Source organism: Gordonibacter sp. An230 (assembly GCF_002159915.1).
Classification (GTDB): Bacteria; Actinomycetota; Coriobacteriia; order Coriobacteriales; family Eggerthellaceae; genus Rubneribacter.
This window is the reverse complement of sequence record NZ_NFJP01000007.1, coordinates 38,957-53,843: the sequence shown is the minus strand read 5'-3', so window position 1 is coordinate 53,843 and position 14,887 is coordinate 38,957. Positions and strand designations below refer to the sequence as shown.

The 14,887-nt window shown below is 63.0% G+C and carries 12 protein-coding genes; all 12 read left to right on the top strand.

The window, feature by feature from the left end:
* Positions 1-239 precede the first annotated feature (239 nt).
* The 12 genes from B5F40_RS05165 to B5F40_RS05110 all read left to right on the top strand — a co-directional run bounded on the left by B5F40_RS05165 (position 240) and on the right by B5F40_RS05110 (position 14,882).
* A complete protein-coding gene (locus B5F40_RS05165) occupies positions 240-698 on the top strand; it encodes a MarR family winged helix-turn-helix transcriptional regulator (protein WP_087193316.1) in 459 nt (152 codons plus the stop codon).
* Entirely contained in the window at positions 689-2,851 is a 2,163-nt protein-coding gene (locus B5F40_RS05160) for an ABC transporter ATP-binding protein (RefSeq protein ID WP_087193315.1), read from the top strand. Before B5F40_RS05165 ends, B5F40_RS05160 begins: the two co-directional genes overlap by 10 nt.
* The gene (locus tag B5F40_RS05155; RefSeq protein WP_087193314.1) at positions 2,848-4,728 is read left to right on the top strand and encodes an ABC transporter ATP-binding protein; all 1,881 of its coding nucleotides are present in this window, start codon (positions 2,848-2,850) and stop codon (positions 4,726-4,728) included. The genes B5F40_RS05160 and B5F40_RS05155 overlap by 4 nt, the downstream gene beginning before the upstream one ends.
* Positions 4,729-4,777: 49 nt before the next feature.
* The gene (locus B5F40_RS05150) at positions 4,778-5,497 is read left to right on the top strand and encodes an HAD family hydrolase (RefSeq protein ID WP_087193313.1); all 720 of its coding nucleotides are present in this window, start codon (positions 4,778-4,780) and stop codon (positions 5,495-5,497) included.
* A gap of 242 nt (positions 5,498-5,739) precedes the next feature.
* Positions 5,740-7,338, top strand: coding sequence for a ribonucleotide reductase subunit alpha (locus B5F40_RS05145; RefSeq protein WP_087193380.1), 1,599 nt, complete (start codon positions 5,740-5,742; stop codon positions 7,336-7,338).
* A 3-nt stretch (positions 7,339-7,341) separates the two neighbouring features.
* The gene (locus tag B5F40_RS05140; RefSeq protein WP_087193312.1) at positions 7,342-7,878 is read left to right on the top strand and encodes an RrF2 family transcriptional regulator; all 537 of its coding nucleotides are present in this window, start codon (positions 7,342-7,344) and stop codon (positions 7,876-7,878) included.
* Entirely contained in the window at positions 7,869-8,744 is an 876-nt protein-coding gene (locus B5F40_RS05135; protein ID WP_087193311.1) for an adenine glycosylase, read from the top strand. Before B5F40_RS05140 ends, B5F40_RS05135 begins: the two co-directional genes overlap by 10 nt.
* Before the next feature lie 388 nt (positions 8,745-9,132).
* Positions 9,133-10,011 carry an NrfD/PsrC family molybdoenzyme membrane anchor subunit gene (gene nrfD, locus B5F40_RS05130; RefSeq protein WP_162610901.1) on the top strand — a complete coding sequence of 293 codons (879 nt, stop codon included), beginning with the start codon at positions 9,133-9,135 and terminating at the stop codon, positions 10,009-10,011.
* 49 nt (positions 10,012-10,060) lie between these two features.
* On the top strand, positions 10,061-10,459 hold the full coding sequence (locus B5F40_RS05125; protein ID WP_239442920.1) for a GntR family transcriptional regulator: 399 nt from the start codon (positions 10,061-10,063) through the stop codon (positions 10,457-10,459).
* Positions 10,460-10,462: 3 nt separating this feature from the next.
* Positions 10,463-11,398: a slipin family protein gene (locus B5F40_RS05120; protein WP_087193308.1), complete on the top strand. Its 936-nt coding sequence runs from the start codon at positions 10,463-10,465 to the stop codon at positions 11,396-11,398.
* A gap of 299 nt (positions 11,399-11,697) precedes the next feature.
* A complete protein-coding gene (locus tag B5F40_RS05115) occupies positions 11,698-14,259 on the top strand; it encodes a molybdopterin-containing oxidoreductase family protein (RefSeq protein ID WP_087193307.1) in 2,562 nt (853 codons plus the stop codon).
* Positions 14,259-14,882: a 4Fe-4S dicluster domain-containing protein gene (locus B5F40_RS05110; RefSeq protein WP_446718588.1), complete on the top strand. Its 624-nt coding sequence runs from the start codon at positions 14,259-14,261 to the stop codon at positions 14,880-14,882. The genes B5F40_RS05115 and B5F40_RS05110 overlap by 1 nt, the downstream gene beginning before the upstream one ends.
* Positions 14,883-14,887 lie beyond the last annotated feature (5 nt).

The following is a 14,887-nucleotide window of genomic DNA, read 5'->3' as shown; positions in this document are numbered from 1 at the left end:
GTTATTGTTGGATTTTGGAGGAATCGTCCTTGCGCGAGCGCTTCTCGTCCGTGTCGACGCCCTCCGCGGCTCCGACCGTTGCGGGTTGTGCAACGCTCGTCAGGGCGAAAGCCGACGAGCTTGTCGCAATCGAACGCGAATGGCGTGGACGACGCAGACGATCACGTGGGAGCAAGGGCAAGGCGAGAAGTGCGGACGGATGCGGGACGCGCCGGTCGCAAGTGGAAAAGGAGAGAGGTATGGAGGATTCGTTCGCAGAACTCAAACACGAGCTGTACGACCTCATGCAGCGCATGAGGGGCTCTCGCGTCGCGCTTCCGATTCCCGAGGGGGTGACGCCCCTCGAGGCTCGAACGGCGCTTGCCGTGGCCGAAGCGCACCGCGCAGGCGAAACGCGTCCCGGCCGTATCGCTGAGCTCTCTCACATCGCGCCAAGCGCTCTGTCCCAGACGTTCAGGTCGCTTGAAGGGAAAGGGTTCATCGAGCGACACCGGGCGGCCGGAGACTGGCGAGGCGTCGCCGTCGCCCTCACGCCCGAAGGCGAGCGGCTTGCCGCCGAGGTGAGGAGGCTGTACAGCGAGCACATGGGCGAGGTCATGGCTTATGTTGGCGAGGAAGATGTGCGTTGCCTTGTGCGCATACTTCGCAAGGTGGCCGATTTCCACGATGGGAAGGAGGGGGACGGCGCGTGCGCATAATACGCTACCTCAAAGACTGCAAGCTGGCAGTGGCGCTCGTCGTGTGCCTGCTCGTGGTGCAGGCGGCAACCGATTTGGCGCTTCCTAACTATACGTCGAAGATCGTTGACGTGGGCATTCAGCAATCGGGCGTCGAGCATGCCGCCGTCGACGAGATGTCGACCCGCACCCACGATCTTGTCGCCATGATGCTGCCCGAGGCCGATGAGCGAACTTTTCGGGACGCCTACGATGAAACCCCCGAGGGCACCTACCGTCTCAACGATCAGGGTCGAAAAGAGGTTGATGCTCTCGATGCGATGATGGCGCTGCCGCTAGTAGCCGTCCATTTTTCCCAACAGGTGCCCGATATCGATCTCGATCAGGCATTGCAGGCCTATCAGGCCGGAGCGGTCTCGAAGGGCCAGATTGTCGACATGCTCGCGGAGGCGAGGGATAAGCTGGGCGCCGGAGGCGGCTCCATCGTGGAGCAGCAAGCGATCTCCGCAGCCCGCGCGGAGTACGAGCAGCTCGGCTACAACATGTCGGATATGCAGATGTCCTACCTCTTCCACGTTGGTTTGACCATGCTCGGCCTCGCGGCGCTCGGCATGGCCGTTTCGGTGCTCGTGGGCCTCATCGCCGCGCGCACGGCCGCGAAAGTAGGTGCTGGACTGCGCGCCAAGCTATTCAGGCGGGTGGTGTCGTTCTCCGATGCCGAAGTGCAGGGGTTTTCCGCAGCCTCCCTCATCACGCGCGGCACCAACGACGTCCAGCTCATCCAGATGGTCGTGGTCATGCTGTTGCGCATGGTGCTCTACGCGCCCATACTTGCCATCGGCGGCATCATCATGGTGTCGCGCACCAACTTGTCCATGAGCTGGGTTATCGCGCTGGCCGTTGCGGTGCTCGGCGTGATCATCGCCGTGCTCATGAAGGTCGCCATGCCCAAGTTCAAGATCGTGCAGAAACTCATCGATCGGGTGAACCTCGTGTCGCGCGAGATGCTGAACGGCCTGCCCGTCATCAGGGCGTTCGACCGGCAATCTCGCGAGGAGGCTCGTTTCGACGAGGCGAACGCAAGCCTTATGAGGACGCAGCTGTTCACGAACCGCGTCATGACGTTCATGATGCCACTCATGATGCTCGTTATGAACGGCGTGTCGGTCCTCATCGTGTGGGTGGGCGGTCGCTACATCGATTCGGGGGCCATCCAGACCGGAGACCTCATCGCGTTCATCACCTACTCTATGGTCATCATCATGGGCTTTCTCGTGATCGGCATGATCTCCATCATGCTGCCGCGCGCCGATGTGGCCGCGCAGCGTGTGAACGAGGTCTTGGCGGCGAGGCCTTCGATCTGCGATCCCGATCCCACCCGAGCGCGTGACGCCGAGCTTGCCGCATGCACGGGTGGAGCGGCAATCGCCTTTCACGACGTGAGCTTCAGGTACGCGGGCTCCAAGGAATGCGTGCTCGAGCACGTCGACTTCACAGCTGAGCCAGGAAAGACCACGGCCATCATCGGCTCAACCGGCTCGGGAAAGTCAACGGTGGTGAAGCTCATCGAGCGGTTCTACGATGTGACGTGCGGTTCGATCACCATCGACGGCGTGGACGTGCGCGAGGTGACGCAGGGCGCGCTGCGCGGACAGCTGGGCTACGTGCCGCAGAAGTCGTTCCTATTCAGCGGGACCATCGAGTCGAACGTGGCGTACGCGGACGAGGGCATGCCGCGGGAACGCGTCGAGGAAGCCGTCGACATCGCGCAGGCCTCCGAGCTCGTAGCTTCGAAGGAGGAGGGGCTCGCCTCTCCGGTGTCGCAGGGCGGCACGAACGTCTCGGGCGGCCAACGCCAGCGTCTTGCCATCGCGCGCGCACTGGCGACGGATGCGCGCGCGTACCTGTTCGACGACAGCTTCTCGGCGCTCGATTACAAGACCGACGCTGCCTTGCGCCGCGAACTCCATGCGCGCCTCTCCGACAAGACCGTTGTCATCGTGGCGCAGCGCATTTCGACCGTGCTGCACGCCGACAAGATCGTCGTGCTTGACGAGGGACGCGTCGTCGGCCAGGGAACGCATGGGGAGCTTATGGAAACGTGCGAGGAATATCGGGAGATCGCGATGTCCCAGCTGTCCGAGGCTGAGCTGAACGGGGGTGATGCGGCATGAGCGCTCAGGAGAACGAGGTGGCCGCGCGCCGCCCACCGCGCCGCGGCCCCATGGGTGGCCACGGACCCGGGCATGGCATGATGCCTGGCGAGAAGGCCAAGGACTTCAAGGGCACGCTCAAGAAGATGATCGCCTTCATGGGCCGTTTCAAGACGTCGGTCGCGGTGGTGCTCGCGTTCGCCGTCGGCTCAACGGTGTTTTTGATCGTGGGGCCGAAAGTGCTGTCCACGGCGACGACGGAGCTGTTCAACGGAATCGTGGCGAAGATCGGAGGGACGGGCGGCATCGACTTCGACTCGATCGCGCGGATTCTCCTGTTCGCACTCGGGCTGTACCTGCTGTCGGCGGCCTGCTCGTTCGTGCAGGGTTGGGTGATGTCCTCGGTGTCGCAGCGCACATGCTACGAGCTGAGAAAGAGCATCGCCGAGAAGATAGACCGCATGCCCATGGGCTACTTCGAGCGTGCGAGCACAGGGGACGTGCTCTCCCGCATCACTAACGATGTGGACACGCTCGGGCAGAGCCTCAACCAAGGCGTGACGCAGCTTGTTACGTCCACGGTTACCATCGTTGGCGTGCTCGCCATGATGCTGTCCATCAACCCTCTCATGACCCTTGTGACCGTGGTCATCCTGCCGATCTCCTTTGCGCTCATCGCGGTGGTGGTGAAACGCTCGCAGAAGTTCTTTTTGGCGCAGCAAAACACGCTCGGCGAGATCAACGGCCTTGTGGAGGAAACGTTCTCGGGTCATGCCGTCGTGCGCGCGTTCAACCGGGAAGACGATACGGTCGAGCGCTTCGGAGAAACGAACGCGCGTCTCTATGAATCGGCGTGGAAGTCGCAGTTCGTGTCCGGCCTCATGCAGCCCATCATGAACTTTGTGGGCAACCTAGGATATGTTGCCGTGGCTGTCACGGGCAGCTTTTTGGCCGTGCAAGGGACCATCACGGTTGGAGACATCCAGGCGTTCATCCAGTACGTGAAGAACTTCACGCAGCCCATCACGCAGCTCACGCAGGTGTCGAACGTGTTGCAGCAGATGGCCGCCGCCGCCGAGCGCATCTTCGAGTTTTTGGACGAGCCCGAGGAGGAGCCGGACCACGCGACGATCACGTCGTCGCAGGTGGAGTGCGAGGTGGCGTTCGACCATGTGCACTTCGGCTACGATCCGGCCAAGCCCGTCATCAAAGATTTCTCCGCGCGCGTGACCGAGGGCCAGACCGTGGCGCTCGTGGGCCCCACCGGTGCCGGCAAGACCACGATGGTGAAGCTGCTCATGCGGTTCTACGACGTGCAGTCGGGCTCGATCAAGATAGGCGGCCACGACATCCGCGACTTCGCGCGCGACGACCTGCGCTCGATGTTCGGCATGGTGCTGCAGGACACGTGGCTCTTCCACGGCACCATCCGCGACAACATCCGCTACGGCAAGCTGGACGCCACCGACGAGGAGGTGGAGGAGGCGGCGAAGGCGGCCTATGCGCACCACTTCATCCAGACGCTTCCGCAAGGCTTCGATACCGAGATCAACGAGGACGCGAGCAACATCAGCCAAGGTCAACGCCAGCTGCTCACCATCGCGCGCGCCATCTTGGCCGACCGCCGCATGCTCATCCTCGACGAGGCCACGAGCTCGGTGGACACGCGCACCGAGGAGCGTATCCAGAAGGCCATGGACAACCTCATGGCCGGGCGCACCTCGTTCGTCATCGCGCACCGCCTGTCCACCATCAGAAATGCGGACCTCATCCTCGTCATCCGCGACGGCGACATCGTGGAGCAGGGCACGCACGAGGAACTGCTCGCGCTTGGCGGTTTCTATGCGGAGCTGTATAATTCACAGTTCGCAGAGACGATGGACGGGACGGAAGGCTAGCGTCGTTCAGGCGCCGCCTTTCCGTTCGAACAGGATGGGGTGGCGGCGCATGTCCCAGACGGGGACCGGATTGACGAGCGAGCGCGAAGAGGCCGCGCCGGGCGAGCCGGCGCGGCTCGCCGTGTTCGACTTCGATGGAACGAGCATCGACGGTAACTCGCCGGTTCTGCTCGTGTCCTACCTCATGAGCAAGAAGATGCTCAAAAAGCGCGTTCTCGCGCGCATCCTCTTGTGGGCGGCGGCCTACAAGTTCCGCCTTCCGCAGAACGAGAGCTGGGTGCGCGGCCTTGTGTTCACCGCGTTTGAGGGCAAGCCTGCCTGCGAAGTGGATGCGTTCCTGGCGAGGTTCTACGATGAGCGCGTAGCGCCGCTGTTTCGGCCTGAAGCCGATGCGGCCATGCGAGCGCACGCTGCGGCCGGCGACGTTGTCGTGGTGATATCGGCCACGTTCGAGCCTATCATCTTGCGTGCGCGGGAGCATCATCCTTTCGAGAACCAGATATCAACGCGTATGCGGGTGGCTCCCGACGGCACCTACACGCGTCAGGTGGATGGGCTTCCCGTGGAGGGGGAGGAGAAGCTCGCCGCCGTCCAGCGCTTTGGTGACGCTCGCTTCGGCCCGGGGGGATGGCGACTCGCCCATGCCTACGGCGACCATCACTCCGATCGCGCCGTGCTCTCTGCGGCCGAGCATGCTCATGCCGTTTCGCCTGATCGCCCTCTTTCCCGCACGGCGCGGGCGCGGGGATGGGACGTGCTCGACTGGTAGCATCGTGCGTTTTCGGCTCGTCTGCGAGCTTGCCGCGGCGTTTTGCGCAAGCGGGCGAGGAACCGATGCTCCGGCAGGCGAACGGGTCCGCGCGGAGGGCGATGGGGCTTCGGTTTTCCTACGTTTTGGGATTTTTGCGGTGCGTCGCTCTCTTTGTCGGCTTCTCCGCTAAAATGGGACTTGCTCATAGGCAAATTGTACTCGAGGCAAGGACATTTCCCATGACGAAGGAGGTTGGGTCCATGTTTGAGAACGACGCGAACAACTCGCCCAGCCACAATGACGGGCAGGCGAACTCGTCTGACGAGTATTTGCGCCGCGCTGCCGCTGCGTGCGCATCGGGCGACGCTGTGCTTGGCATGCATCTGTACTTGGCGGCGTTCGAGAGAGCCCAGCACAGCGACGGCACGCCGCCGGACGAGGACGCGCTTGCAGGCCTCAAACAGGCGTGGAGTCTCGCGTGCACTCTCAAAGAGCGCTCCATTGCCGAATACGCCTTCGAGCGGCTCGAGCCGTACCTCACGCAGGAGGAGGTGGCCGCTTGCGCCGACCAACTGCAGAGCCTTGCGCTCGACAAGCTCGAGGAGTTCGGGCTTTCGCGCGAAGATCTCGAGGACATGACCGACATGATCTCCCAGGACTTCCTAGGAGCTGGCGGGGCTCGTCTCATGCGCGTTGAGCATGTAACGGCTTTGGGGCGCCCTGCGGAGGCGAAGCGCCCGCCCGGCGGGAAAGACGGATCGTCCGAGGCGGATGCGAAGCCCGCTGTTGCCGAGGATGCGGCGTCGGCAGATGCCGGATCCTCGTTGGTTGGCGAGGCTGCCGATTCCGCGCGTCCTTCCGATCCCGGCGCTCGCAGAACCATCCCGCGCGAAGCTGACGCCATGGCCGGTCTCCGGTCGACTGCGCCTGCGATGGAGACCATATCGTACAAAGATCTCGTCGGTTACGACGAGACGGTGGCCCTCATGCGCGACTTCGGTGTTGGCATGCAGCATGACGAGCGCTTCCAGGAGCTCGTCAGCATGCTCAACGACCGCCATGGGCTTGATCGGATGCCGGCTTCCGACGCGCTTCTATTCCGTTCGCCGGCGCGCGAGGACGCGAACCGCTTCGTTGCCGCCACGCTTGGCGAGCTCGGTCTGCCGGCCATTCGCATGCGCATGGAGGAGAACCTTCAGGGCGTGCCGGTTTTGTGCGTCATGGCGCAAGCTGATCGCCAGCCTCGACTCAACGCGTCCCGCACGGCCTTCGAAGGCGCGGGCGTGCTCGTTCTCGAGGATATCGATCTGTGGGTGTCGCCCCTCGTCGACGTCGCCGCCGACGACCTCGGCGGATTTCTCATGGCTAGTCTATCCCGTGGTGCGCGCGAGGCTATCGGCTTGATCCGCTCGGCGGTGGAGAACCCCGACGTGCACGTGTTGGCTTCCGCAGCGGAGTCAAGTGAAATCGATCCGTTTTTCTATGAGCTGCTCGAGCCCCTGTCGTTCATCGATATCGACTATCCTAGCGAGTCCGAGCGGGCCGACATCTGGATGGAGATCGCCCGCGATCATCCTTCCGTCCGAGGAGTCGACCGCGCGGTTCTCGTGCGCTATTCGGCGCAAATGCCTCGCTATGACATGTACATGGCTGCGCGCGAAGCCATAGAGGAAGCCTATAAGGCCAGCCTCGTATCGCGCCGCTACGTGCCGGTGACGGCCGACAACCTGTTCGACAAGCTGGCGGCTTACCAGCCGCTTGATTCCGACGAGTACCGTGCGCTCGAAGAGGCCGTCGTGAGCGGGTTTCGTCGCGAGCTTGAACATGTGGACGATCTTTTGAAAAAGGAGGAGAGCTAACCGATGGATATCACGCGACGCTGCGATTACGCCTGCCGGATCCTTCGAGCCGCTTATCGCAACGGCGATTCCTATGTGTCCGTATCGGACATCGCCGAGGTCGAGGATATACCTTACGCCTTCGCACGCAGCATCCAGCACGATCTGGTGAAGGGTGGCCTCATCAAAACGGTACGCGGCGCCCGAGGAGGACTTGCGCTCAACTGCGATCCGACAAAAACCACCCTGCTCGATGTGCTCGAGGCGGTGCAGGGGCCGGTGAGCGTCGCATTGTGCTCTGTCGACCCCGGCTTTTGCGCAAAGCAGGAGAGCTGCGCCTACAACAAGCTATGGCAGGGTGCTGACGCCTTGCTCAATGAGTACTTCTCGTCCATAACCCTTAAAGAGCTCATCGATCAAGGGGCGTCGCATCCCGTGGTGGAGGCGGCCATGGCCAGGGCTCCCGAGGGGCATCGCCCGATCTGCGCAGCCCTTGACGTTGCAAGGGGCAAAGCCCGTGCGTCGGCGGCGCGCAAGGACGTCTGCGATCCGTGCGCCTAGACGACGCCCGCCCTCTCGCATGGCCTTCGGGCGTGCCGCCGCGCAAAGCCTTCGAAGAGAAGGTGCGTTCGGAGGGAAGGCGCTTGTATCGCGATCTGCCATGGCGCAACGTCGACGATCCTTACGCCGTGCTCGTGTCCGAGGTCATGCTACAGCAGACGCAGGTGGCTCGCGTGCTCAAGCACTGGAGCCGCTGGATGGCGATGTTTCCCACGGTTGACGCCCTCGCGGCGGCCTCGACGTCGGACGTGCTCGCCCAATGGCAAGGGCTCGGCTACAACCGTCGCGCTCTCGCGCTCAAACGCTCTTGCGAGACGTGCGCGGCCTCTCGAGGGGGGAGGCTGCCTGAGACGGCTGAGGAGTTGGTGAAGCTGCCGGGCATCGGACCCGCCACCGCGGCGGGCGTCATGGCGTTCGCCTTCGATAAGCCGGGCGTGTACCTTGAGACAAACGTGCGCGCGGTGTTCTTGCACGAGCTGTTTCCAGGATGCGAAGGCGTGACGGACAAGGAGCTCGTGCCGCTCGTAGAGGCCACGTGCCCCGAGAACGGGGCGCGGGCTTGGTACTATGCCCTTCTCGATTACGGAGCACATCTGAAGACCGTCATGGCGAATCCTTCGCGCAGAAGCGCGCACCACGCGCGGCAGAGCGTCTTCGAGGGCTCGCGGCGCCAGAAGCGCGCTGAGCTCGTGCGCGTTGTGCTCGCCGAGCCTGGCATCGGCCAAGATGAGCTGGCGCGGCGTCTCGATGCCTTCGAGCGGGCCGCTGGTCGCGACGGCGTGGACGGCGATACGTTCCGCTCCATCGTGGACGATCTGGTCTCTGAAGGGTTTTTTCGCAGAGAGGGGGAGCGGTTCTGGGCCTAACGGGAGCACTTGGGCGGCTAAGCGGCGGGTTGGCAAGGTGAGGTTGCGGTCGAAGGCTCTCGGCGGCAATAGCCTCAAGGTCCTCGATCTTCGTATCGCTGCATCGTCGAGACCGCTTCGAAACCGCGAAGTGCTCGTGGCGTGCGTTCGCTAGCTGCGATCGCTCGGCGATTGCTGGAATCGCTAGTTGCGCCTTTCTCGTTCGATGTCCTCTTGGGATCAGGAAAAGCTCGCTTGACATCCTGCGAAGAGCGCATAAGTCTACGGCTTCCCATCTCGACTGGCTCGCGCTCGGCGCATCGCTTTCTTCATAACTTGTACTAATATTCTATGACATAGATGCTATACTGGCAGCAGCGTGAAAATCGTCGCGTCAAAGGGGAGTGCGGTGGTGTTCGGCTGGTACATCGTGGCGTACCTGTTTTTGGCGGGGGCGGGCGCCGGCGCGTTCTTCGCGGCCTCCTGCGCGAGCATGTGGGACGCCGCGGTCCGCAGCGATGCGAGCGAGCGGATGCTGCGCACCTGTCAGGCGGGGTTCTACGCCGCGCCCTGCCTCGTGGTGCTCGCGGCGCTCTTCCTACTGCTCGACCTAGGCAACGCCCAGCGCGCATGGCTCGTCGTCCTCTCGCCGTTCCAGTCGGTGATGTCGGCAGGCGCATGGCTCGTGGCGCTGCTGGCCGCGGCGTCGTGCGCCGTGGCGGCAAGCGCGGCGCTCGGCTCGGTCCCGCGCGCGCTTTTATGGACGTGCTGCGTCGTCGGGGCTCCCTGCGCGCTCGGCGTGATGGGCTACACGGGGCTGTTGCTGTCGGACATGGTGTCGATCGACTTCTGGCGCACGCCGTGGCTCGTCGCGCTGTTCGTCGCGTCGTCTCTGTCGTGCGGCGTCGCGGTCATCGTGGCGCTCGACGCGGCCCTCGCGCCGCCGTCGTACGAGGTTTCGCGAGGGCTGTGGAAGGCGGGTGCGGCGCTCGGCTGCGTCGAGGCCGCGGTGCTCGCGGCGTTCGTCGTCGTGCAGAGCGGGTTCACGGACTCGGCGCGCGCCTCGTGCGAACTGCTGCTCGAAGGTCGGCTCGCCCCGATGTTCTGGGGCGGCGTGGTCGCGACGGGGCTCGCCCTGCCGCTGGCCGCGCATGCGTTCGAGCGGGCGCTTCCCGGGCGCGCTGCCATGTTGGCCGCATCGCTCGGCGTGCTGGTCGGTGGACTTCTTCTGAGGTATTGCATCGTGGCCGCGGCGAGCTTTTCGCCGCTCGTGCTCAGTGCGGTATGATGAGCGCGCAACGCAGATACGGGTTCGGACGACATGATTGCAGGATAGCGTGACTACCGAAAGCAAAACCATGCAGATCACCATCGACGACGACAGCGGCATCCCCATTTGGCTGCAGCTGCGCAACCGCCTGATCTACCTGATCACCTCGGGGCATTACCGAACGGGCGACAAGCTGCCCACCGTGCGCGAGATGGCGGTCGATCTGGGGATCAACTACAACACGGTGAGCAAGGTGTACCAGGACATCGAGCGGGACGGCTACATCGTCTCGAAGCGGGGCCGCGGGACGTTCGTGCACGACAGGTACAAAAGTGCCGAGGAGACGGCCGACAACGCCGTCGAGTCCTTGGCCGACGTGTTCATCCAGCAGTGCCGCGAGCTCGGCGTGCCCAGGGCGGACATCGCCAAGCTGGTCGAGCGGCGCTTGGAAGCGTTGGAAGGGTAGGGTATGAAGTTCAGCCTGAGAAGCGAGAAGACCAAGGTGTCGAAGGCGAAGGACGACGAGCGGCGCTCGGTGGCGTCCACCGAACTCGAGCCGAACGAGGCGACGCGGGCGGGCGTGTACCTGTTCGCGCTCGTGGTGTTCGCGCTGGGGTTCGGCGTCGTGTTCGCGGCCACGCTGCCGTGGCTGTCGGCGGGCACCGTGGTCGCGGCGGCTGCGGCGGGATTGCTGTGCGCGAGCTGCATCCGCGTCGCGCCGCAATGGGAGCGCGTGGCCGTGCTGCGGTTCGGGCGATTCCATCGCGTCGCGGGGCCGGGGCTCTACGTGCTCGTCCCGTTCGCGGAGTACACCGCCATCCATATCGATCATCGCACGATGACCTCGTCGTTCTCCGCTGAGGCCGCGCTCACGGCCGACCTCGTGCCGGTGGATGTGGACGCGATCCTCTTCTGGATGGTGTGGGATGCCGAGAAGGCGTGCCTGGAGGTGGAGAACTACCCGAAGGCCGTGCTGTGGTCGGCGCAGACGGCCATGCGCGACGCCATCGGGCAGCTGAACCTGGCCGACCTGTCGCTAAGGCGCAAGCAGATCGACCGCGAGCTGCAAGAGGTGATGGGCGCGAAGTGCGAGCAGTGGGGGATCACGGTGATGAGCGTGGAGATCCGCGACATCAAGGTGCCGCGCGAGCTGCAGGACGCGCTGTCGAAGGAGGCCCAGGCGGAGCGCGAGCGCAACGCGCGCGTCATCCTGGCCGAGGTGGAGAAGGACATCTCCGAGATGTTCGTCGAGGCGGCCGAGGTGTACGACAAGAACCCCAAGGCCATGCAGCTGCGCGCGATGAACCTGGCCTATGAGGGCGCGAAGGACGGCAAGGGCGTGCTGCTGGCGCCCAGCAGCCTGGCTGACGGCTTCGACGTGAGCAAGCTGTTCAAGGGGGAGTGAGGCAAAGGGACGGGGGCATATCGTCTCATTCCCGCCGTTCGTCACGAGAAGGCGCTCGCTTGTCGAGCGCCTTCTGCGTATCGGCTGCGCCGTCGCCCGCGTAGATTATCCCTCATATAGAACAATTCATTTAATTGCATTGAACTAGTTCAATATGATAATATGTCAAACAAGGGATCTGGCCGATTCTGCTTATGGTTCAATGGGGGTGCCTTTCGTGGTGTGACGTGCGTATTGGTTGCGCAGCCATGGCGCATGGAGGATCGCCAGGGGATCTCTGACGAGTTCGAGGAGGAGCTATGTCAGGAACAAGCAGTCCGCATACCGGGCTGACTCGCAGGAGCTTTTTGAAGACGACGGGGGCGACGGCCGGCATTGCGGCTTGCAGCGGCTTGCTGGGAGGAGGGCTTGCGGTTGCCTCATCTCTCGACGACAACTCTCGTGCGGGGGAAAACGAGGAGATCTTCAGCGTGATGTGCCGTTCCAACTGTATGGGATCGTGCCGCTGGCTCGCACACGTTAAAGACGGCAAGCTGGTCAAGCTTGAGCCGGGAGATTATCCCAACGAGGGGTATCGCGGCGGCTGCTTGAAAGGCTCCGCGTACATTGAGCGCGTCTACAGCCCGACGCGCATCAAACAGCCCCTGAGGCGCGTCGCCGGCTCGGAGCGCGGCGCGGGCGAATGGGAGGCCATCAGCTGGGACGAAGCCATGACGGAGGCGGCCGAGAAGATCAAGGCGGCAGCCGACCAGTTCGGTCCGAAATCGATCATATTCGATTGCGCGTCGGGGCAGTACGGCTACTTCAACGGCGTGTACAATCAGTTCGCACGGTTGGCTGGCGTCATGGGCGCGACCAAAACGGCTGTTTGCTACGACTATGCCGCAGGCTACGGCATCAACCGCGTTCTCGGAACGGGCGACTGGGCGTACTGCAACGAGCCCAATTCGGTGCTGGACTCGTCGCTCGTGGTGGTGTGGGGCACCAACCCCGTTTTCACTGCGCCGCAGAATTGGCGATGGATCCAGTGGGCGAAAGAGCGGGGTACGCGTGTCATCACCATCGATCCGATCAAGTCGGCCACTGCGCATCGCTCTGACGAATGGATCTGCGTGAAGCCCGGATACGACGGGTACCTAGCGCTCGCTATGGCGAACTACCTGATCGAGAACGATCTGCAGAACACTGACTACATCATGTCCGAATCGACGGGCCCCTTCCTCGTCAGGGAAGACACGAAAGCGCATTTGCGCACGAGCAACTGGCCGGCCGAAAGCGCCGCGGCGTACGCGTCGGCCGTCGGTGCGGCGAAAGAGGCCGCCAAGGCCAGCGGGGCAGCTGCCATGGCCGCCGCAGCAGCTGCCGTACCCAACAAATACTATGTGTGGGATGCAGATGTGAACGCGCCCGTTCTCGTTGAAGAGGCTGCGAATCCGGTGCTCGAAGGCACGTTCACCACGCCCGACGGCGTCAAGGTGACGACGGCCTTCAGCTTGCTCAAGGAGCAGCTCACCCAATACAGCATTGCCGAGGCGTCGCGACTCACTGGGGTTCCCGAGGACCGTATCGTCTCTTTGGCCAAGGAGTTCGCAACCGAGCGCGCCGTCTCCGTCAACATCACCTACGGGTTGGATCATTACGTGAACGGCTACCTCAACACGTGGGCCGTCGCCATCTTGCTGGCGCTGTGCGGGCAGTTCGAGCGCGATGGAGCGGGCTTCACGGGAGTGTTCACCCAGACCTACACGCCCGCGTTGACAACCTACTGGTTCAACACGCCGGAATTCAAGGAGTACAACACCAACGTCCCCAACGTTCGTCTGCCTGAGATGTTCGAGACGCAGAAACTCGAAGGCAAGGACTATCCTGCGAAGGTGCTCGTATCCTACTGCCACAACCCCATGAGCAACATGGTTGGGCAGAACGAGTGGATCAGCAAGGTGCTTCCTAACGTGGAGTATTGGATCGTGCTCGATATGGAGATGAACGACTCGTGCCGTTATTGCGACCTGATCCTACCGGTGGCTTCTTGGTACGAGAAGGAAGATCTGCGCACGGCTTACAACAACCCGTACATGACTTTGAGCGAGAAGGCCATCGAGCCTTTGCATGACACGAAAAGCGACCTGGAGATCATCGGGATGCTCGGCCGCGCCTTGGGGTACGAAGCCTCTTTCCCGGAGGACACTTGGAACGACACGTCGCTTTGGCTCAAACTCCTGTTCTCGGACAAGGTTTCGCAGGATGCCGGCTATTCTGAGGAAAGGTTGCGCAAGGAGAAGGTCATCAACTACACCGGCCAAGAGGAGGGAAAGCCCTGGATTCGTGGAAAAAGCGCTCCCTGGCCGACCCAATCCGGACGCGTTCAGCTGTATTATGAGGCGGTCGCGCCGCGTTTAAGCTATGGGCAGGACCTTGCCGATCGCGATCCCGACGAGCACATCGTCTACTTCCGCGAGCCAGACGAGTGCGGAATCGACAGCCCCATGGCCGAGAAATACCCGCTCGTCTACTTGCAGGAGCATTCCCGCTTCCGCGTCCACACTCAATGGTACGAGACTCCCGTCCTGCGCGAGCTCGACCCCGAGCCTCTCGGCAAGGTCAACGGGGCGGATGCCGAGGCGCGGGGCGTTGCAAACGGCGATTACATCGAGGTGTTCAACGATCGCGGTTTCGCGGTGGTCAAATGCCTGATCGACGAATCGATCGCCCCGGGCATCGTCTCCATTCCCAAGGGTTGGCAACGTGACCAGTTCAAAGCCGGTTGCTACCAGGAGATGACCAATCCTAAGACGGACAAGTACTCTGATTCGATCGCGCCTTACGACACGCGCGTCGATTTCAAGAAGTGGGAGGGCTGATCATGCGTTACGGATTTGCGATAGACACGCAGCGATGCATCGGCTGCCATACCTGCTCGGTGAGCTGCCGCATGGAGAACAACTTGCCGAAGGGGACATGGTGGAACAGGATCCTCACCGACGGCGGCGAGGAGATGGACACGCCCGAAGGCCTCTTTCCGGATGTCGCCATGTCCTACATCGCGGTTTCGTGCCAGCATTGCGCCAATCCCGCATGCGTGAAGGTGTGTCCGGTGGGTGCGACCTACGTCGACTCTGAAACGGGCGTCGTGCGCCAGGACTACGACAAGTGCATCGGTTGCCGCATGTGCATGGCGGCGTGCCCCTACACCGGCGTGCGCTCGTTCAACTGGGAGGAGCCGAAGTATGTGATCGATTTTTCCATCGGCGGTTCAGACGTCCCTCGGCATCAGAAGCACGTGGTGGAGAAGTGCACGATGTGCTGGCATCGGCTGGCCAAGGACGAGGAGCCCGCGTGCATACGCTTATGCCCCGAAAGAGCGCGTTTCTGGGGCGATTTGGACGATCCCGAGTCCGAAGTGTCGCGCTTGATCCGCGAGCGCGAGGTTATGCAGCTGCTTCCGGAGAAGGGCACCGAGCCCTCCGTCTACTACCTCGTCTAGCAGAA

What these genes read in the sequence shown, in the direction of transcription:
- B5F40_RS05145 (WP_087193380.1), top strand. Translation starts at nt 5,740, where the DNA reads ATGTTTGAGAACGACGCGAACAACTCGCCCAGCCACAATGACGGGCAG.
- B5F40_RS05150 (WP_087193313.1), top strand. Translation starts at nt 4,778, where the DNA reads ATGTCCCAGACGGGGACCGGATTGACGAGCGAGCGCGAAGAGGCCGCG.
- B5F40_RS05155 (WP_087193314.1), top strand. Translation starts at nt 2,848, where the DNA reads ATGAGCGCTCAGGAGAACGAGGTGGCCGCGCGCCGCCCACCGCGCCGC.
- B5F40_RS05140 (WP_087193312.1), top strand. Translation starts at nt 7,342, where the DNA reads ATGGATATCACGCGACGCTGCGATTACGCCTGCCGGATCCTTCGAGCC.
- B5F40_RS05115 (WP_087193307.1), top strand. Translation starts at nt 11,698, where the DNA reads ATGTCAGGAACAAGCAGTCCGCATACCGGGCTGACTCGCAGGAGCTTT.
- B5F40_RS05165 (WP_087193316.1), top strand. Translation starts at nt 240, where the DNA reads ATGGAGGATTCGTTCGCAGAACTCAAACACGAGCTGTACGACCTCATG.
- B5F40_RS05120 (WP_087193308.1), top strand. Translation starts at nt 10,463, where the DNA reads ATGAAGTTCAGCCTGAGAAGCGAGAAGACCAAGGTGTCGAAGGCGAAG.